This window comes from Pseudomonas sp. BF-R-26 (genome assembly GCF_019947395.1).
GTDB classification, from domain to species: Bacteria; Pseudomonadota; Gammaproteobacteria; order Pseudomonadales; family Pseudomonadaceae; genus Aquipseudomonas; species Aquipseudomonas farris.
In genome coordinates this window covers 195,202-214,470 of record NZ_JAGYGK010000009.1, presented here as the reverse complement: position 1 = coordinate 214,470, position 19,269 = coordinate 195,202, and the positions used below count along the sequence as shown (strand labels likewise).

Below are 19,269 nucleotides of genomic sequence, written 5' to 3'. Positions count from 1 at the left end.
CAGGCCGGCCAGGTCGAAAACGTGTCTGCCCAGAGCAATCAGGCGGTAGCGGGGCAGCGTACGCAGATCGAGCAGGTCGCCACCGCGATGAACCAGATGTCAGCCACTTCCCTGGAGGTGGCGCGCAGTGCCGCGGCGGCCGTCAGCAGCGCTCACAGCGTCAACGACGAGACCATCAGCGGTCGCGGCCTGGTGGAGTCCCAGCAGGGCAGCATCGCTGCACTGGCCAGTGAGATCGATCAGTCGGTGCGGGTGATCAATCAACTGGCCAGCGACAGCCAATCCATCAGTCGTGTGCTGGAAGTGATCAAAAGCATTGCCGAACAGACCAACTTGCTGGCGCTCAACGCGGCCATCGAAGCCGCGCGTGCGGGCGAGCAGGGCCGTGGTTTTGCGGTGGTGGCGGACGAGGTCCGGACCCTGGCCAAACGCACCCAGCAATCGACCGAAGAAATCGAGCAGATGATCGCCAAGCTGCACAGCGGTGTCGGGGCGGCGGTCAAGGCGATGGGCACCAGCCATCAGATGGCCAACGGCACAGTCGGGCAGTCGGAAAAGGTCCAGCAGGCGCTGGAAAACATCCTCGGTGCTGTCGGCATGATCGTCGACCAGAACCAGCAGATCGCCGCTGCGGTAGAGCAGCAGACCGCAGTGGCTCACGACATCGACCAGAACATCGTCGAGATCAACCGCGCCGGTGAGCGCACCGCCGACGGCGCGCACCAGACTGAAAATGCCAGCCGAGCGTTGTCGGCGCAGGTGGTGGAACTCAAACAATTGATCAGCGCGTTCCGGGTTTGATGCCACGGAGTTGATTTCCTGTGGGAGCGGGCTTGCCCGCGATAGCGTATTACCATTCAACATCAATGTTGACTGACAGTCCGTCATCGCGGGCAAGCCCGCTCCCACAGGTATTGCATGAATCAGTGGATTACCAGTTAAACAACTCACACGCATTGGCCGTGCTGGCGGCAGCCAGTTGTTCGGGGTTGATCGCCATGAGGGCGGCCAGTGCCTCGCAAATCGCCGGAAGATGCGCCGGGCTGTTGCGTTGGCCGGGGAACATGACGGGGGCCATGTCCGGTGAGTCGGTTTCCAGTACCACCGATTCAACGGGTAAACCGGCGAGCACGCGGTGCATGCGCAGGGCCTGCGGCCAGGTCGCGGCGCCGCCGAAGCCGAGTTTGAAACCCAGCTTGATGTATTCGCGCGCCTCTTCCTGGCTACCGGCGAAGGCATGAATGATTCCCGCCCGTTTCAAGCGAAACCGTTTGAGCGTGGCAATCACCGCCGCATGGCTGCGTCGCACGTGAATCAGCGCCGGCAGATTGAAGTCCGCCGCCAGTTGCAGTTGGGCGTCGAACAGCGCTTGCTGGCGTTCACGATCCAGGGTCTCGATGAAGTAATCCAGACCGATCTCGCCCACCGCGCATAGCTGTCGATGGCCGGCCATACGCGTCAGCCAGTCACCGAGCTCGGTCACATCCTCAGGGCGATGGTCATCCAGATACACCGGGTGCAAACCGAACGCCGCGTGCAGATCGGGATCGCTTTGCACCAGGTCCCAGACCCGCTGCCAATTGGCCCGATAAACCCCCAGCACCACCATCCGCCGCACGCCGAGGGCGCGGCTCTCGGCCAGCAGCGCCTGACGATCCACGTCGAAATCCGGGAAATCCAGATGAGTGTGGGTGTCGATCAGTTCCACGGCTCAGTCCTGATGAATACGCTGCTTGAAGGTCCGCGCGATGGCCTGCACGCCGGGTTGGTAATCGGCCTGTTCAATGGCCGCCAGCGCCAGTTGCAAAGCTTTGTCGGCGATCAGTTGATGCTGCTGGGACATGGCGTTGACCGGCAGTGGCAGGAAGTCCAGCAACTGCGTATCACCGAAGGTGCCCAAGCGTAGCGGGCGGGACTTCAGAGGGAAGTCGTGCAAGGCATCGAACACGCCCTGAAGCAGCACGTAGGAGGTGGTCACCAGCGCATCCGGCAAATGGCCCAGGCGCTGAAGCAATTCTTCCATCAATTGTTTGCCGCACTCACGGCTGAACGACTCGCCGTGTTCGATCAGCGCCTCGCCTTTGAAACCGTTCAGCGCTTCCTTGAACCCTGCCGCCCGTTCCTGGCTGATACTCAATTCGGGACGGGCACCGATCAGCGCGATCTGCTTGGGCAACGGGTCCAGCAGGCTGCGGGTAAGCTGCAGACTGGCTTCGCGATCATCACTGATCACCGAGCAAAAGTGCTCAGGCTCCATCACCCGGTCGATGGCGATGATCGGAATGCCTTTGGCCTGCAACTGCCGATAACTGTCATCACCGGCCGGCAGGCAACTGGCGACGATCAGCGCATCGCAGCGGCGGGCGCGGAACAGTTGCAGCAATTGCCGTTCGCTGTCCGGCGCATCGTCGGAGCTGGCGATCAGCAGTTGATAGCCGCGAGCCCGGGCGCCTTGTTCCAGCAGTTTGGCGATTCGCGCGTAACTGGGGTTTTCCAGGTCCGGCAGAATGAAGCCCAGGGTGCGGGTGTGCCGACTGCGCAACCCGGCGGCCTGAGGATTGGGTGTGAAGCCATGTTGTTCGACCACCGCGCGCACGCGCTCGACGGTGGCGCTGCTGATGCGTTGCTGTTCAGCCTTGCCATTGATGACATAACTGGCGGTAGTCACGGAGACGCCGGCCAACTGTGCAATATCACTGAGTTTCAACCCGGGTTTTCCTTATTTGTTCGAGCTTGCCCGACATTTTCGCCAATCCTACCCGATTCGGGCAGGCGACCATTGTCGCAGCAGATCCGACAATTGGACTTCAAGGATGAGACATTATCGAGTAACGTGCCTAACATTCTAGATTAAACGTTTCAGCAGGCGTATTTTCTACGTTAAAGGTCGCTTTGGTCGGTTCTGCCGCGAAACCGCCAAAACTGCCCCTGAAAAGGCGCTCCCAAGGGCCTAAGCTGAATCAATCAAAACAATACCTGGCGTCACACGGCGCCAAAAAGGAGAAAGCATGCTCGAGCTCACCATAGAGCAGATATCCATGGGCCAGTCGGCTGTGGATAAAGCCACCGCCCTGCAATTACTCGCTGACCGACTTGTGACCGATGGCCTGGTGGCGGATGGTTACCTTGCGGGCTTGCAGGCCCGGGAAGTCCAGGGCTCGACCTTTCTCGGCCAAGGTATTGCCATCCCACACGGCACCCCGGAAACCCGTGATCAGGTGTTCGCCACCGGTGTGCGGCTGATGCAGTTTCCTGACGGCGTGGACTGGGGCGATGGTCAGATCGTTTATCTGGCGATTGGTATCGCTGCCAAATCCGATGAACACCTGCGCCTGCTGCAACTGCTGACTCGCGCCCTCGGTGAAACCGATCTGGGCCAGGCCCTGCGCCGCGCCAGTTCCGCCGAAGCCTTGTTGAAACTGCTGCAAGGCGCGCCGCAAGAGTTGGCGCTGGACGCACAGATGATCGGCCTCGGTGTTTCCGCCGATGACTTCGAAGAACTGGTCTGGCGCGGTGCCCGCTTGCTGCGTCAGGCCGATTGCGTGAGCAACGGTTTTGCTGGCGTCTTGCAGCAGGTCGACGCGCTGCCGCTGGGCGATGGCCTGTGGTGGCTGCACAGCGAACAAACGGTGAAGCGTCCGGGCCTGGCATTCGTTACCCCGGACAAACCCATGCGCTACCTCGGTCAGCCGTTGAGCGGGCTGTTCTGCCTGGCCAGCCTCGGTGAAGCCCATCAGGCGTTGCTCGAACGCCTTTGCGCGCTGCTGATCGAAGGCCGTGGTCATGAATTGGGCCGTGCCACCAGCAGCCGCGCGGTGCTGGAAGTCCTCGGCGGTGAAGTGCCGGCGGATTGGCCGAGCGCACGCATTGCCCTGGCCAACGCCCACGGTTTGCATGCGCGCCCGGCGAAGATCCTCGCGCAACTGGCGAAAAGTTTTGAAGGCGAAATCCGCGTGCGCATCGTCGATGGTCACGACAGCGCGGTGTCGGTGAAGAGTTTGAGCAAACTGCTCAGCCTCGGCGCCCGTCGCGGTCAGGTGCTGGAACTCATCGCCGAACCGACCATCGCCGCCGATGCCTTGCCGGCCTTGCTGGCGGCAATCGAAGAAGGCTTGGGTGAAGAAGTCGAGCCGCTGCCGATCGTGAGCCAACAACGTGAAGTAATCGCCGATGTCGCCGAAGTGCTGCTTGCACCGGCCTCCGGCAGTCTGATTCAGGCGATTGCTGCCGCGCCGGGGATCGCCATCGGCCCGGCGCATATTCAAGTGCTGCAAGTTATCGATTACCCGCTGCGCGGTGAGTCTGCCGCCATCGAGCGCGAACGTCTCAAGCAAGCGTTGGCGGATGTGCGTCGCGACATCGAAGGCCTGATCGAGCGCAGCAAGGCCAAAGCGATTCGCGAGATTTTCATCACCCACCAGGAAATGCTCGACGACCCGGAACTGACCGACGAAGTCGACACCCGTCTCAAGCAAGGCGAAAGCGCCGAAGCGGCGTGGATGGCGGTGATTGAAGCGGCTGCCAAACAACAGGAATCGCTGCAGGACGCCTTGCTCGCCGAACGTGCCGCCGACTTGCGCGACATTGGCCGTCGGGTGCTGGCGCAATTGAGTGGCGTCGAAACGCCAGCCGAGCCGGAGCAGCCGTACATTCTGGTGATGGACGAAGTCGGCCCATCCGACGTGGCACGTCTCGATCCAACGCGCGTCGCCGGTATCCTCACCGCTCGCGGTGGCGCCACTGCCCACAGCGCCATCGTCGCGCGTGCCCTCGGTATTCCCGCGCTGGTGGGCGCCGGTGCTGCGGTGTTGCTGTTGAAGCCGGGCACGCCGCTGTTGATCGATGGTCAACGTGGTCGCCTGCATGTGGACGCCGATGCCGCGACCTTGCAGCGCGCCACTGAAGAGCGCGACACCCGTGAACTGCGCTTGAAAGCCGCCGCTGAACAACGCCATCAACCGGCGTTGACGACTGACGGCCACGCGGTGGAAGTGTTCGCCAATATCGGTGAAAGCGCCGGCGTCACCAGTGCGGTGGAGCAGGGCGCCGAAGGCATTGGTCTGCTGCGTACCGAACTGATTTTCATGGCCCACTCCCAGGCACCGGACGAGGCGACTCAGGAAGTCGAATACCGTCGTGTGCTCGATGGCCTGGCCGGTCGACCGCTGGTGGTGCGCACCCTTGACGTCGGTGGTGACAAACCGCTGCCGTACTGGCCGATCGCGAAAGAAGAAAACCCGTTCCTCGGCGTGCGTGGCATTCGCCTGACCCTGCAACGTCCGCAGGTCATGGAAGCGCAATTGCGCGCCTTGCTGCGAGCGGCTGACAACCGTCCATTGCGGATCATGTTCCCGATGGTCGGCAGCGTCGATGAGTGGCGTCAGGCTCGGGACATGACCGAACGTCTGCGTCTGGAAATCCCGGTTGCGGACCTGCAACTGGGGATCATGATCGAAGTGCCGTCGGCCGCTTTGCTGGCGCCGGTGCTGGCCAAGGAAGTGGACTTTTTCAGCGTCGGCACCAACGACCTGACGCAATACACCCTGGCCATCGACCGTGGTCATCCGACCTTGTCGGCTCAGGCTGATGGCTTGCATCCGGCGGTGCTGCAACTGATCGACATCACCGTGCGTGCGGCTCATGCTCATGGCAAGTGGGTCGGCGTGTGCGGTGAACTGGCGGCCGATCCGCTGGCGGTACCGGTGCTGGTGGGCCTGGGTGTGGATGAGTTGAGCGTGTCGGGCCGCAGCATTGCCGAGGTCAAGGCGCGCATTCGTGAACTCAGCCTGACCCAGACTCAAACCCTTGCCCAACAGGCCTTGGCCGTGGGCAGCGCGAACGAAGTTCGTGCATTAGTGGAGGCCCTGTAATGGCCAAGATCTTAACCCTGACCCTTAACCCGGCGCTGGACCTCACCGTCCAATTACCGCTACTTACCCCCGGTCAGGTCAATCGCAGCGACGAAATGCACACCCACGCCGCCGGCAAAGGCGTGAATGTGGCGCAGGTGCTGGCCGACCTCGGGCATCAGCTGACCGTCAGCGGTTTTCTCGGGGAAGACAACCTCCAAGCGTTCGAAACCCTGTTTGCCAAACGCGGTTTTACCGACGCGTTTGTCCGTGTCCCCGGCGAGACCCGCAGCAACATCAAACTGGCAGAAAGCGATGGGCGCATCACCGACATCAACGGCCCGGGGCCGAGGGTCAGTGAAGTGGCGCAGCAGGCCTTGCTCGATCGACTCGATCAGATTGCTCCTGGGCATGATGCGGTCGTCGTGGCCGGTAGTTTGCCCCGTGGCGTGAATCCTCAGTGGTTGCGGGAGTTGATCCAGCGCTTGAAAAAGCGCGGTTTGAAAGTGGCGCTCGACACCAGCGGTGAAGCCTTGCGCGCAGGTCTGGCGGCCGGCCCATGGCTGATCAAACCCAACACCGAAGAATTGGCTGAAGCGCTGGGTTGCGAGGTGGTTTCCGTGGGCGCCCAAGCCGAGGCGGCGAGCCGCTTGCATGCGCATGGCATCGAGCACGTGGTGATTTCCGACGGTGCCGATGGGGTGAACTGGTTCAGTGTCGGCTCGGCCATGCACGCCACGCCACCCAAGGTCAGCGTGGTCAGCACTGTCGGCGCGGGGGATTCGTTGCTGGCGGGCATGCTGCACGGTTTGCTCAGTGCCGATACGCCCGAGCAAACCTTGCGCACCGCCACCGCAATTGCCGCCATGGCCGTTACCCAGATCGGTTTTGGTATCGGCGACACCGCGCAACTGGCGCACCTCGAACAGGGCGTGCGCCTGCGCCCCCTGACAGAACAATAAGAGGGTTTGCAATGAAGTTAGCCATTGTTACGGCCTGCCCGAACGGCATGGTCACCAGTGTGCTGTGCGCTCGTCTGCTCGATGCAGCGGCCCAGCGTCAGGGCTGGAGCACCAGTGTCGAAGTCGTTGATGCGGCCCATCCGGAACGTCAACTGTCGGCTGCGACCATCGAGGCCGCCGAGTGGGTGTTGCTGGTCACCAGCGCGCCGGTAGATATGTCGCGGTTCGTCGGTAAACGCGTGTTCCAGAGCACCCCGGCCCAGGCCCTGCAAGATGTCGAAGCGGTGCTGCGTCGCGGGGTGGAGGAGGCCGAGGTTTACGTCGCGCCCGAAGCCGTCGCCGAGCCGGCTGCCGTGGTTAAAAATGCGCCACGCCTGGTGGCTGTCACCGCGTGCCCGACCGGCGTCGCGCACACCTTCATGGCCGCCGAAGCCTTGCAGCAAGCGGCCAAACGTCTGGGCTACGACTTGCAAGTGGAAACCCAAGGCTCGGTCGGTGCGCGCAATCCACTCAGCGCAGAGGCGATTGCCGATGCCGACGTGGTGCTGTTGGCGGCAGACATCGAAGTCGCCACCGAGCGGTTCGCCGGCAAGAAAATCTACCGTTGCGGCACTGGCATTGCGTTGAAACAAGCCGAAGCGACGCTGAACAAAGCCCTGGCCGAAGGCAAACAGGAAAGCGCTTCGACCGGCGCCAAAGGCCCGGCCAAGCAAGAGAAGACCGGCATCTACAAACACCTGCTGACCGGTGTGTCGTACATGTTGCCGATGGTGGTGGCGGGCGGTCTGATGATCGCCTTGTCCTTCGTGTTCGGTATCACCGCGTTCAAGGAGGAAGGCACGCTCGCGGCCGCGCTGATGCAGATCGGCGGCGAGACCGCGTTCAAACTGATGGTGCCGCTGCTGGCGGGCTACATCGCCTACTCGATCGCTGACCGCCCGGGCCTGGCGCCGGGGATGATCGGTGGTTTGCTGGCGAGCACCTTGGGCGCCGGTTTCATCGGCGGGATCATTGCCGGCTTCATCGCCGGCTATGCGGCCCAGGCGATCAATCGCTATGCGCGTTTGCCGCAAAGTCTTGAGGCACTGAAACCGATCCTGATCATCCCGTTGCTGGCGAGCCTGTTCACCGGTCTGGTGATGATCTACGTGGTCGGCAAACCGGTGGCCGGGATGCTCGCGGGGCTCACGCACTTCCTCGACAGCATGGGCACCACCAACGCCATTCTGCTCGGTGTGCTGCTGGGCGGCATGATGTGCGTCGACCTCGGCGGGCCGATCAACAAAGCGGCTTATGCATTTTCGGTGGGGCTGCTGGCGTCGCAAAGTTATGCACCGATGGCCGCGACCATGGCGGCTGGTATGGTGCCGCCGATTGGCCTGGGCATCGCCACGTTCATTGCCCGGCGCAAGTTCGCCCAGACTGAACGCGAGGCCGGTAAAGCGGCGCTGGTGCTGGGGTTGTGCTTTATCTCCGAAGGGGCGATTCCGTTTGCAGCGAAAGACCCGCTACGGGTGATTCCGGCAAGCATCGCTGGCGGCGCGCTGACCGGCGCGATGTCGATGTACTTCGGCTGCAAACTCATGGCACCCCACGGTGGGTTGTTCGTGATGCTGATTCCGAATGCGATCAACCATGCGCTGTTGTATCTGCTGGCGATCGTGGCCGGGAGTTTGCTGACGGCGGTGACGTATTCGGTGCTCAAACGGCCTGAGACGGTGGAACTGGCGCTGGAGCCGGCCAAGGCATAGATCAAAAGATCGCAGCCTTCGGCAGCTCCTACCCGGGATTGTATTTGACCGTGATATTGCGGCGTACATCGAACCTGTAGGAGCTGCCGGAGGCTGCGATCTTTTTTGTGTCATGCCGGATTCACACAGCCATGCTTAAGTTTTCCTTTTTCAGGGAGAACACCATGAGCGAATTCGACCTCAGCCGTCGGCGTGTCATGCAGGTCGTTGGCGCCGGGCTGTTGATGCCTGGCTTGGCGCCGGCGGTGATTGCTTCGGTCAAGGATCGGCCACAACTCACCGATGGCGTGCAGTCCGGCGATTTGCTGGGCGACCGGGCGATGATCTGGAGCCGTAGCGACCGTGCGGCGCGGATGGTGGTGGAATGGGACACGCGCAGCCTGTTCAGTAACCCTCGTCGATTCGTCTCGCCCTTGGCCGATGCCCGCACCGACTTCACCGCCCGGGTCGAGCTCACTGGCCTGCCCGCCGATCAGGCGATTTTCTATCGCGTGACTTTCGAAGACGCCCAGAGCGGTGTCGCCAGTGAACCCTGGTTCGGCCATCTGCGCAGTGTGCCCACCGCCCGGCGGAATATTCGGTTCGTCTGGAGTGGCGACACGGTCGGCCAGGGCTTCGGCATCAACCCGGACATCGGCGGCATGCGCATCTACGAAGCCATGCGTCTGCGCCTGCCGGACTTTTTTATCCACAGCGGCGACACCATCTACGCCGACGGTCCCGTACCTGCGCAGCTCACAACAGAGAGCGGCCGGGTGTGGCGCAACCTAACCAGCGAAGCCAAGAGCAAAGTCGCCGAAACCCTCGACGACTATCGCGGCAATTACCGCTACAACCTGATGGACGAAAACATCCGCCGCTTCAACGCCGAGGTCCCGCAAATCTGGCAATGGGACGACCACGAAGTGGTGAACAACTGGTCGCCGGGCAAGCAACTGGATGAGCGCTACAAGAGCAAAGATATCCACAGCCTGGTCGGCCGTGCGCGCCAGGCCTGGCTGGAATACGCGCCGATGCGCTTGCAGAGCGCCAATGACGGCGGGAGGATTTATCGCAAGCTGAGTTATGGGCCGATGCTTGATGTGTTCGTGCTCGACATGCGCAGTTATCGCGAAGCCAATGACGACAACCTTGGTGCCGCCAAACCGTTTCTCGGTCGCGAACAATTGGACTGGCTCAAACGTGAGTTGAAAGGCTCCCAGGCCCAATGGAAAGTCATTGCCGCCGACATGCCCATCGGCCTCGGCGTACCCGACGGTGAAGTCAGCCCCGGTGTGGCGCGGTGGGAAGCGGTGGCCAATGGTGACCCTGGCCCGGCTCAGGGCCGTGAAGTGGAAATCGCTGAATTGCTCGGTTTTCTGCGGGCGCAGCAGGTGCGTAATTTCGTATTCCTCACGGCGGATGTGCATTACTGCGCGGCGCACCATTACCACCCGGACCGCGCGGCGTTCCAGGACTTCGAACCGTTCTGGGAGTTTGTCGCAGGGCCGCTGAATGCGGGGAGCTTCGGGCCGAATGCGCTGGATAAAACCTTCGGCCCCGAAGTGGTGTTCGAGAAAGCACCACCGGCGCAGAACACCTCGCCGTTTGCCGGGTTTCAGTTTTTTGGCGAGGTGAATATCGACGGGCAGACGGGGGAGATGAGTGTGGTGTTGCGGGATCTGGATGGGGTGGGGGTGTTTGAGCGCAAGTTGGCGCCGGTGTGAGAAGAAGTAAGCCGACACTCGATCAATGTGGGAGCGACCTGTGGCGAGGGGGCTTGCCCCCGTTTGAGTGCGTAGCACTCACAGGATCGTTGGTACTCAGAGATTTTGGGGCTGCTTCGCAGCCCAACGGGGGCAAGCCCCCTCGCCACAGGCTTGCTCCCACAGGGGATCGATGGTGTCAGTAAACGTCGCGGCGGTAGCGGCCTTGTTCGATCAGACGGTCGACTTCTTCAATGCCCAGCAATTCGTTGAGTGCGTGATCCACCCCTGAAGCCATCCCCTGCAAACTGCCGCAGATGTAAATCACGGCGCCATCGGCCAGCCATTTTTTCAACTCATCGGCCGACTCGCGCAGGCGATCCTGCACATAGATCTTCTCGGTTTGATCTCGGGAGAACGCCAGATCCAGCCGTGCCAGATCACCGTTGATCAACCATTCCTCAAGCTCTGCGCGGCACAGGTAGTCGTGCTCGCGATTACGCTCGCCGAACAGCAGCCAGTGACGCTGCTGCCCGTCGGCAATCCGTGCCTTGAGCAAACTGCGTAACCCGGCCAGCCCGGTGCCATTGCCCAGCAGGATCATAGGCACCGGTTCATTCGGTAGATGGAAGCCACTGTTGCGGCGTACCCGCAGGCTGATGCTGCTACCCACGGGCGCGTGTTCGGTCAACCAGCCGGAACCGACGCCCAGGCTGCCATCGGCGTGCAATTCCTGACGCACGATCAACTCCAGCACGCCGTCTGCGGCGATCGAGGCGATCGAGTATTCGCGCATGGCCAACGGCACCAGGGCGTCCGCCAGCGCTTGCGCGTGCAGACCGACCAGATGGGCGCGGTTCTCGGGCAATTGGCGGCTGGCGAGGGCTTGTTCCAGCGTTTGCGACAGGCCATCGAACTCAACCGTGGCCCGACCGTCAATCCCCAGGCCGTCGAGGAAATGCTCGATGGCCCACGGACAATTGCGCGGCAGTACTTCCACCAGATCCCCGGCCAGCCAGCTGCTGGTGGTGGGGGCGCTGAGGCCGAGCAAATACACGGGCGAACCGCTGCTGTCCGGGTTCATCAATTCGCGACGGGTCAGGGTCCAGTTGTCGTAGCTTGGCGCTTGCCAGGTATCTACCGGCGCCTGACCCGTCAGCAGGCCGAGTTGCTGTTGCCAGTGGCGCAGGGCGTAGGGGTCACCGCTGTCGACTTCCACCGGGGCGAACAAGGTCTTGCCGCCGTGCTCGCCCAACCAAGTGTGCAAGCGGCGGGCGAAGCCGCAAAAGTGTTGATACTGGCGGTCACCGAGGCCAAGCACGGCATAGTTAAGGCTGTCGAAGCTCAACGCCCGACCCAACACTTTGCGTTCGAATCCTCGGGCGCTGTCCGGCGCTTCACCGTCGCCGAAGGTGCTGACCACAAACAACGCGTTGCTGGAATCCTGCAGGTCTTGTTCGCTGACATTGGCCAACGGTTGAACCTTCACCGGCAACCCGGCGGCCTGCAATTGTCCTGCTGTCTGCCAGGCGAGCTGTTCGGCGAACCCGCTCTGGCTGGCGAAGCCGATCAGCCATGCCGGCGCATCACTGCCCGGTTGCGCGAGGCCTTTGCGGGCGTCCTTGATCTGACGTTTCTTGCGTCGACGATCCAGGTACAGCAACCAGCCAGTGATGAAAAACAGCGGCATGGCCAGTGCGGCGATCGTCACCATAATCCGCCCGATAATCCCGAAATAACTGCCGACGTGCAGCGCGTAGATACTGGTCAACAGCTGCGCCTTGAGGCTCTTGTCGCTGTAGCGGTCATGACGGTTGACGATACCGGTCGCCGGATCAAGGGTGAGCTGGTTCCGTGCCTGGTCGTGGGGTGAGTTCTTCAGCAGGTAGAACACAGTTGCCGGTTGCCCGGCCACGGGCGGCATACGAACGTTGTAGGACGAAAGACCAGGGCCGGCGGCGCTGTAGATGCTGCTCCATATCGCGGCGTAATCGGCAGTGGGGGCCGGGCCGCTTGGCGCAGGACCGCGACCACTGCGGACCCGCTCGTTTTGCGGCGAATCGGAAAGTAGCCGCGTCAGGCCCTTGTTGTACCACTCGTACGACCAGGTCAGCCCGGTCAGCGCTGCCAAAAGATAGAACATCAGGCACCAGGTACCGGCTACCGAGTGCAAATCCCAGTTGAAGCTGCGACCCTTTTTATTCCAGTCCAGGGTCAGCCACGCGCGCCAGTTTTTCCACTGACGCGGCCAGCGCAGGTACAGGCCGGACAAACAGAAGAACACCAGAATCAGCGTACAGGCGCCGGTGATCTGCCGGCCGATATCGTCCATGGCCAGGACCCGGTGCAGTTGCAGCATCAGGCCAAAGAAATCCTGGCCCGTGACGTCGCCCATGAACTCGCCGGTGTACGGGTCGAAGTACCGCATCGGCCCGCGACGTTCACCGGGTGGCGCGGTGAAGATCACTCTCGCGGCGTTGCCGCTGTCGGTCTCGACCCAGAGCATCGAGACTTTCTTGCCCGAAGCACCTTCGATTTTTTCCACCAGCTCGGCAGGCGGCAATACGCCGGCAATCTGCTTCTCGACGTGCAGCACAGAGGGGTTCAACGCCCGCAGGATTTCATCCTGGAACGATACCGCCGCCCCGGTGATGCCCATCAGGGCCAGGACCAGTCCGGCGCTGATGCCGAAAAACCAGTGCAACTGGAACAGGGATTTCTTCAACACGTCGCTCGCCTTGTTCGTTCAAAAGTCGTCATCACGGCGCGCATTATGCCGTGAGTTGTCGAGAAGCATTCTTTTTTACAGGCAAAAGCCCCGTTCACTTCGATGAACGGGGCTTTTGCCTAAGAGCTTTGGCCTTCACGCTTCTGTTATCAGAAGTGGAAGTTGGCACTCAGCAGGGCGGTACGGCCCGCCGCCACGTGGGCGTAGTGATTCTGGAGTATCTGGTCGAAATAACGCTTGTCGGTCAGGTTCTGTACGTTGAGTTGCAGGTCGACGTTCTTGGTCAGGCGGTAGCTGGCCATCGCGTCGTAACGCCAGTAGGACGGGATCTCTACCGAGTTGGCAACGTTGCCGAACTGGGAATCGACGAAGGTCGCACCGGCACCGACGGTCAACTTGTCCGGCACCAGATCGTAGGTCGACCAGAACGTGAAGTTGTTCCGTGGGGTGCTTGGCATGTGGTTGCCTTCATCGGCGGCGAGGGTGGTTTTGACCACTTCGCTGTCCATGTAGGTGTAGCCGCCAAAGACTCTCCAGTTACGGCTCAGCTTGCCGGCGTAACTCAGTTCCAGGCCGTTGACCTGCTGTTCGCCGTCCAGCACTTGCGTGGTGCCGCCGTCCGGATCGTTGATTCGCGCGTTGGTTTTCTCGGTACGGAACAGTGCAGCGGTCAGAGACAGGTCGTCACCGAAGAAGTCCCACTTGGTGCCGATTTCGTAGTTGCGGTTCTTTTCCGGATCCAGACGGCTGTTGTTCGCTGCCAGTTCCAGGCCACCGTTGCCGCTGGTTTCGCCGGCCGGGTTGCTGGAGGTCGAATAGGCCGCGTAGATGCTGCCGTTAGGCAACGGGTTGTAGACCACGCCGATCTGGTAGTTCACCAGGTCACTGGTGTTCGCACGGGAGAAATCGTTCGCTGGCGCTGTGCTGCTGGCGTTGGCGTGGCCGCTGGATTCGACCTGATAGTTGTCATAACGCAGGCCCAGGTTCAGGGACCATTGCTCGTTGAACTTCAGAGTATCGAACACGTAGGCCGCGGCGGTTTTGGTGTCTGTGTCAGTGAACGCGGTGCTGTCGGTGATCGTGCCGTTCCAGCTATCCCCAGGCGTCGGGTTGTACAGGCTGGTGCAGTCGCCGGAGGTGAACAGGGCGCCGTTGCATCGGGTGCCGCTGGCTGTGGAGGTCAGGGTGTACGGGCGGTTGTGGGTGTCCTGATAGGAAAACTCCAGGCCGGTCACCAGGCTGTGCTCGATGGAGCCAGTGTTGAACTTGGCGCTCAGGTCGGTCTGGTTGATCCAGCCGCTGGACGTCGAGTTACGGCTCTTCGCGCCACGATAAGCACTGCCATTGACCACATTGCCCTTGCTGTCGTCCGGGTTGGTGACGATGTAGTCCAGGGTCGAACGGGACATGCGGAAGCTGTTCGATACGGTCAGGTCTTCATTCAGATCGTGTTCGATCTTGATGGTGCCGCTGTCATTGGTGGTCTGGCGAAAGTCGCGACCGGTGAGGCCGTAGAAGTTGTCGCGGTCAACGTTGGCCGGCTTGTCGACGTTGTACTTGCTGCGATTGGGACTCAAGGTCAACGGGATGCCGTAGTCGGGCATGTCGTCGGTTTCGACGTGGTAGTAGCCGACGGTCAAACGGGTATCGGTGCCCAGGCCGAAGGCGAAGGACGGCGCCACACCCCAGCGACTGACATCCACGGTATCGCGGCCGGCGACGTTGGCTTCGTGCTTCATCAGGTTCAAGCGCAAGGCCGAGGTGTCGGTCATCTGCTGGTTCAGATCAAGGGTGGTGCGCTTGGTCTGGTCCGAGCCCCAAGTGAAGCCGCCGTTGTAGGAATTGCCCAGCTTGGGAGTCTTGCTCACCAGGTTCAGGCTGCCACCAGTGGAACCGGCGCCGGTGAAGGCCGAACCCGGGCCCTTGCTGACTTCGATCGATTCAACGTTGAAGATCTCGCGGCTCTGGGATGCAGGGTCGCGCATGCCGTCGACGAACGTGTCGCTTTCGGCGTTGAAGCCGCGAATGATCGGACGATCGCCGGCCGGGTTACCGCCCTCGCCGGCACCGAAGGTGATGCCTGGAGTAGTGCGCAGGGCGTCGACCAGGCTGGTGGCGCCGGTGTCGCGAATCACTTGTTGAGGGATCACGGTGACGCTTTTCGGCGTCTCGCGCAGTGGCGCGGTGTACTTCTTGGAGGCCGAAGTATCGGTCTTGTAGGAGGTGTCATCCTGCTCGCCCACAACGCTGGTCGCGTCCAGGGAAATCGCATTGTTAGGTGCTTTTTCGTCAGTCTTTTCGGCCGCGAAAACCATGTGGCCCGCAGAGCCGGCAGTGATCGCCACGCCAATTGCAGACGCGAGCAAACGCGGTGAATTGACCGTTAATTGTAGTTGTTGGCGTGACATGTGAATTCCCCTCCCCAAGGATTTGAGGCCGCGGAATATAGGGTAAACACGTATCTGTATCAATTGCGAAACGTTACTATTCGCGATAAATTTACATTCTTTACAATTTACCTTTACGGTTTTTGCCGTTTCATTCGTCACACGGGTTTTACATAGGCAATAAGAATCAATACCATTGGCGCTCCTTTGCCTTCAGGTGTCTTTCCATGTTGCTGCACATTCCCGGCGTGTTCGCGAAAGAAGAAGTGCAGCGCATTCGCGAGGCTCTGACGCAGGCGGATTGGGCCGATGGCAAAATCACCGCCGGTTACCAGTCGGCCAAGGCCAAGCACAATTTGCAACTGCCGGAAGGGCATCCGTTGGCCAAGGAAATAGGTGCGGCGATGCTCGAGCGGCTGTGGAAAAATCCGCAGTTCATGTCGGCGGCATTACCGCACAAGGTCTTCCCTCCGTTACTGAACTGTTACACGGCCGGTGGCAGTTTCGACTTCCACATCGACAACGCCGTGCGCCAGCCCAAGGGCAGCATCGAGCGAGTGCGCACCGACCTGTCGGCGACGCTGTTCTTCAGTGAACCGGAGGACTACGACGGCGGAGAACTGGAAATCCAGGACACCTTCGGTACCCAGCGCGTGAAATTGCCCGCTGGTGACATGGTCCTGTATCCCGGGACCAGCCTGCACAAGGTCAACGCCGTCACTCGCGGCACCCGTTACGCCTCGTTTTTCTGGACGCAAAGCCTGGTGCGTGAAGACAGCCAGCGCGCCTTGCTGTTCGAGATGGACGGGGCGATTCAACAGTTGACCCAGGACATGCCCGACCATCCTTCATTGATCCGCCTGACCGGTACCTACCACAACCTGTTGCGTCGCTGGGTCGAGGTGTAAGTGACGGACTTTCGGTTGCACCGCGAGGAAATCCTCGACGGCGACCGCCTCAAGTCGATGCTCGAAGAAAGCCCGGCGCGCGCGGCTCAGGCGATCCTGATCGCCGCCCGTGAGGGCGTGCTCGATGCTCAGGCGTTGCTCGGGCAGATCCTCCTGGACGGCCGGGGCATCGCTCAGGATCAAGCGCTGGCCGTGCGCTGGTTCGAGATCGCCGCCCAGGGCGGACACTCGATGGCGCGCAACATGCTCGGTCGTTGTCATGAACATGGCTGGGGTTGCACCGCCGATGCTTCGATAGCCGCGGGGCATTATCGTGTTGCCGCTGAAGCCGGACTGGATTGGGCGATGTACAACTACGCCAATCTGCTGGCTACTGGTCGTGGGGTGATCGAGGATCAGGTGCAAGCGCTGAGTCTGTATCGGCGGGCAGCTGAATTGGGCCACGCGAAGTCGATGAACCTGCTGGGGCGTTATCTGGAAGAAGGCCGGGTTTGTCCGGCAGATCCGCTAGCTGCCCGTGACTGGTATCGACGCTCGGCGGTCGGCGGGGATTTTCGTGGGCAGTTCAGTTATGCCGCGGTGTTGGCGGATGAGGAAAACATCGATGAAGCCTTGGTCTGGCTGCGTAAGGCTCTAGACGGCGGGAATCTGAACTTTTTGCGCGTGGCGAGCAAGGCACTGCTTAACGCAGATAATCTACAAATTCGGGAAATGGCGACCCTCTATGATCAACGCTTCGTTCAGATGAGCGATGAATGGAGCGTATCAGGGGTTGTTGAGTTGGTTTAAATCACTATGATTGAAAACTAATCAAATCTCGTCAAAATTGCTTTCTGGAGATGAAATCATGGCTGCAACCAAAGTCCTGACTGCCCATGTACCCATGGAGCTTGCTGATAAAGTCGATCAGATGGCTGCGAGGATGGAGCGCTCACGGGGCTGGATCGTGAAGCAGGCGCTTGCCGACTGGGTAGATCTGGAAGAAGAACGAAGCCGACTTACCCGCGAGGCAATGGCTGACGTTGATGCTGGGCGGGTGATCGATCATCAGTCTGTCCAGGCTTGGGCAGACAGTTTGAGTACCGATAAGCCGTTGCCGGTGCCTTACTGATGGAGTTGAAGTGGACGAGCAAAGCGTTATCGGATCTCGCACGACTTTTTGAGTTTCTTGCGGTGGTCAATCGTCCTGCAGCAGCGCGTACTGTGCAATCTCTTACTCAGGCCCCCACATCCTTGCTCAGCAATCCGCGAATCGGGGAGCGAGTCGACGAGTTCGCGCCGCGAGATGTGCGACGACTTTTGGTTGGTCATTATGAGTTGCGGTATGAGATTCAAGGCTCCACGCTCTACGTACTTCGTCTATGGCATGTGCGGGAAGACCGATAGCAACTACCTCGACAGCTTGGAACGTCAGACACAAAAAAGCCCATGACACGTCATGGGCTTTTTCATTTCTGCGCGTGGTTTTTACACGTAGAACGACTTCAACGGCGGGAAGCCATTGAACTCAACAGCGCTGTAGCTGGTGGTGTATGCACCGGTCGACAACCAGTACAAACGGTCACCGATCGCCAGGTTCAGCGGCAGGCCGTACTTGTAGTTTTCGTACATGATGTCGGCGCTATCGCAGGTTGGGCCGGCGATAACCACTTCTTCCATCTCGCCTTTCTTCTCGGTCCAGATAGGGAACTTGATGGCTTCGTCCATGGTTTCGATCAGGCCGGAGAACTTGCCCACATCCGTGTACACCCATCGCTCGACGGCGGTACGGGATTTACGCGCCACCAGCACCACTTCACTGACCAGAATGCCGGCGTTGGCGATCAGCGAACGGCCTGGTTCCAGGATGATTTCCGGCAGCTCGTCGCCGAAGTCTTCCTTGAGGAAGCGGATGATTTCTTCGGCGTAGGTTTCCAGGCTGTTGGTGCGGGTGATGTAGTTGGCCGGGAAGCCGCCGCCCATGTTGATCAGCTTCAGGTGAATGCCGTCTTCTTCTTTCAGGCGTTCGAAGATCACTTTGACCTTGGCGATCGCTGCGTCCCAGACGCTGATGTCACGCTGCTGCGAACCAACGTGGAACGAGATGCCGTAAGGCACCAGGCCCAGGTCGCGAGCGAGGATCAACAGGTCCATGGCCATGTCGGTCTGGCAGCCGAATTTACGCGACAGTGGCCAGTCGGCGGTGGTCGAGCCTTCAGTCAGGATGCGCACATAGACTTTCGAACCCGGAGCTGCCTTGGCGATGTTGCGCAGGTCGGCTTCGGAGTCGGTGGCATACAGACGCACGCCCTTCTCGTAGAAGTAGCGAATGTCCTTGGATTTCTTGATGGTGTTGCCGTAGCTGATGCGATCCGGGCCGACGCCCTGGTTCATCACTTTGTCGAGCTCGTAGATCGAGGCGATGTCGAAGTTCGAGCCTTTCTCTTTGAGCAGGTCGATGATTTCAACGGCCGGGTTGGCCTTGACTGCGTAGTAGACCTTGGCGAATTCGAAACCGGCGCGCAGGTCGTCGTAGGCCTGGCTGATCATCGCGGTGTCGATCACCACGAACGGGGTTTCTTGTTTGTCGGCGAAAGCCTTCATTTTCTGGAAGGTATCGCGCGCGAAATAGTCTTCGACGTTGATCGACATGCTGGGAACTCCTACTGGCAAACTGAAATTATCAATGGGTGCAAATGAACGCCCTCCGTATCCCCACTTTGGTTCGCCTACTTCCCAAGGCATGTCGCCGAAAGCAAAAAGGCCACGGGAGATGGGTCTACCCTTGGCCTTGCTGTCTCGTCGTCAGTACTTGAGCCGGATGGATCGTTTCCAGCATGGACGTTCGGCGCGAACTTTAGGGCGTGAGGAGCTCGAGATCAACAAAAAATGTCGCGTTTTTGCACGCTTCCGTCGTGCGGTCCCGGACAGCTACTGATGTAACCGACCTGCATGACAGTGTGATGTTCCCTGTGGAGGGATATTTGAGGGGATTCAGCAGGTATTTTTGGTGCCCCCAA

General features: G+C 60.6%; 14 protein-coding genes. 9 read left to right on the top strand and 5 right to left on the bottom strand.

The features are described 5' to 3' along the window. Nucleotides 1-87: 87 nt before the first annotated feature. Nucleotides 88-801, top strand: a complete 714-nt coding sequence (locus tag KGB18_RS30080) for a methyl-accepting chemotaxis protein (protein WP_370694719.1) — start codon at nt 88-90, stop codon at nt 799-801. Nucleotides 802-931: 130 nt separating this feature from the next. Here the strand turns inward: KGB18_RS30080 and KGB18_RS15685 are convergent, their stop codons facing one another. Together KGB18_RS15685 and cra are read right to left on the bottom strand one after the other, a co-directional pair. Continuing rightward, on the bottom strand, nt 932-1,708 hold the full coding sequence (locus tag KGB18_RS15685) for a TatD family hydrolase (protein WP_223570204.1): 777 nt from the start codon (nt 1,706-1,708) through the stop codon (nt 932-934). Between the two features lie 3 nt (nt 1,709-1,711). Beyond that, a complete protein-coding gene (cra, locus tag KGB18_RS15680; protein ID WP_123721303.1) occupies nt 1,712-2,707 on the bottom strand; it encodes a catabolite repressor/activator in 996 nt (331 codons plus the stop codon). A gap of 301 nt (nt 2,708-3,008) precedes the next feature. Here cra and ptsP point away from each other — a divergent pair, with 301 nt between their 5' ends. The 4 genes from ptsP (at nt 3,009) to KGB18_RS15660 (ending at nt 10,268) form a co-directional block, all read left to right on the top strand. Continuing rightward, nucleotides 3,009-5,870, top strand: coding sequence for a phosphoenolpyruvate--protein phosphotransferase (gene ptsP / locus KGB18_RS15675; protein ID WP_223570203.1), 2,862 nt, complete (start codon nt 3,009-3,011; stop codon nt 5,868-5,870). Beyond that, entirely contained in the window at nt 5,870-6,811 is a 942-nt protein-coding gene (pfkB, locus tag KGB18_RS15670; RefSeq protein ID WP_223570202.1) for a 1-phosphofructokinase, read from the top strand. The genes ptsP and pfkB overlap by 1 nt, the downstream gene beginning before the upstream one ends. Nucleotides 6,812-6,822: 11 nt before the next feature. Then, nucleotides 6,823-8,562 carry a PTS fructose-like transporter subunit IIB gene (locus KGB18_RS15665; RefSeq protein ID WP_223570201.1) on the top strand — a complete coding sequence of 580 codons (1,740 nt, stop codon included), beginning with the start codon at nt 6,823-6,825 and terminating at the stop codon, nt 8,560-8,562. A 164-nt stretch (nt 8,563-8,726) separates the two neighbouring features. Then, a complete protein-coding gene (locus KGB18_RS15660; protein ID WP_223570200.1) occupies nt 8,727-10,268 on the top strand; it encodes an alkaline phosphatase D family protein in 1,542 nt (513 codons plus the stop codon). 178 nt (nt 10,269-10,446) lie between these two features. Here KGB18_RS15660 and KGB18_RS15655 read toward each other — a convergent pair whose 3' ends face one another. After that, nucleotides 10,447-12,975: a PepSY domain-containing protein gene (locus tag KGB18_RS15655; RefSeq protein ID WP_223570199.1), complete on the bottom strand. Its 2,529-nt coding sequence runs from the start codon at nt 12,973-12,975 to the stop codon at nt 10,447-10,449. A 149-nt stretch (nt 12,976-13,124) separates the two neighbouring features. Continuing rightward, nucleotides 13,125-15,383 carry a TonB-dependent receptor gene (locus KGB18_RS15650; protein ID WP_123721298.1) on the bottom strand — a complete coding sequence of 753 codons (2,259 nt, stop codon included), beginning with the start codon at nt 15,381-15,383 and terminating at the stop codon, nt 13,125-13,127. 206 nt (nt 15,384-15,589) lie between these two features. Between KGB18_RS15650 and KGB18_RS15645 the strand changes: the two genes are divergently transcribed. From KGB18_RS15645 to KGB18_RS15630, 4 genes are read left to right on the top strand one after another with little or no spacing between them, the layout of a single operon-like run. Further along, nucleotides 15,590-16,270, top strand: coding sequence for a Fe2+-dependent dioxygenase (locus KGB18_RS15645; RefSeq protein ID WP_123721297.1), 681 nt, complete (start codon nt 15,590-15,592; stop codon nt 16,268-16,270). A 57-nt stretch (nt 16,271-16,327) separates the two neighbouring features. After that, a complete protein-coding gene (locus KGB18_RS15640) occupies nt 16,328-17,059 on the top strand; it encodes a tetratricopeptide repeat protein (protein WP_223570229.1) in 732 nt (243 codons plus the stop codon). A 58-nt stretch (nt 17,060-17,117) separates the two neighbouring features. Further along, on the top strand, nt 17,118-17,381 hold the full coding sequence (locus KGB18_RS15635; RefSeq protein WP_095055156.1) for a CopG family ribbon-helix-helix protein: 264 nt from the start codon (nt 17,118-17,120) through the stop codon (nt 17,379-17,381). Next, complete coding sequence (locus tag KGB18_RS15630) at nt 17,381-17,656, top strand: type II toxin-antitoxin system RelE/ParE family toxin (RefSeq protein ID WP_223570198.1); 276 nt, start codon at nt 17,381-17,383, stop codon at nt 17,654-17,656. The genes KGB18_RS15635 and KGB18_RS15630 overlap by 1 nt, the downstream gene beginning before the upstream one ends. 81 nt (nt 17,657-17,737) lie before the next feature. On the opposite strand, the gene KGB18_RS15625 is transcribed toward KGB18_RS15630, so the two are convergent. After that, complete coding sequence (locus tag KGB18_RS15625; RefSeq protein ID WP_052965627.1) at nt 17,738-18,901, bottom strand: type III PLP-dependent enzyme; 1,164 nt, start codon at nt 18,899-18,901, stop codon at nt 17,738-17,740. Between the last annotated feature and the right edge of the window lie 368 nt (nt 18,902-19,269).

Excerpts from the sequence above, each read along its gene's own strand:
- KGB18_RS15630 (WP_223570198.1), top strand. The coding sequence starts at position 17,381 with ATGGAGTTGAAGTGGACGAGCAAAGCGTTATCGGATCTCGCACGACTT.
- KGB18_RS15625 (WP_052965627.1), bottom strand. The coding sequence starts at position 18,901 with ATGTCGATCAACGTCGAAGACTATTTCGCGCGCGATACCTTCCAGAAA.
- KGB18_RS15645 (WP_123721297.1), top strand. The coding sequence starts at position 15,590 with ATGTTGCTGCACATTCCCGGCGTGTTCGCGAAAGAAGAAGTGCAGCGC.
- KGB18_RS15635 (WP_095055156.1), top strand. The coding sequence starts at position 17,118 with ATGGCTGCAACCAAAGTCCTGACTGCCCATGTACCCATGGAGCTTGCT.
- pfkB (WP_223570202.1), top strand. The coding sequence starts at position 5,870 with ATGGCCAAGATCTTAACCCTGACCCTTAACCCGGCGCTGGACCTCACC.
- ptsP (WP_223570203.1), top strand. The coding sequence starts at position 3,009 with ATGCTCGAGCTCACCATAGAGCAGATATCCATGGGCCAGTCGGCTGTG.
- KGB18_RS15665 (WP_223570201.1), top strand. The coding sequence starts at position 6,823 with ATGAAGTTAGCCATTGTTACGGCCTGCCCGAACGGCATGGTCACCAGT.
- KGB18_RS15640 (WP_223570229.1), top strand. The coding sequence starts at position 16,328 with ATGCTCGAAGAAAGCCCGGCGCGCGCGGCTCAGGCGATCCTGATCGCC.
- KGB18_RS15660 (WP_223570200.1), top strand. The coding sequence starts at position 8,727 with ATGAGCGAATTCGACCTCAGCCGTCGGCGTGTCATGCAGGTCGTTGGC.
- KGB18_RS15650 (WP_123721298.1), bottom strand. The coding sequence starts at position 15,383 with ATGTCACGCCAACAACTACAATTAACGGTCAATTCACCGCGTTTGCTC.
- KGB18_RS30080 (WP_370694719.1), top strand. The coding sequence starts at position 88 with ATGAACCAGATGTCAGCCACTTCCCTGGAGGTGGCGCGCAGTGCCGCG.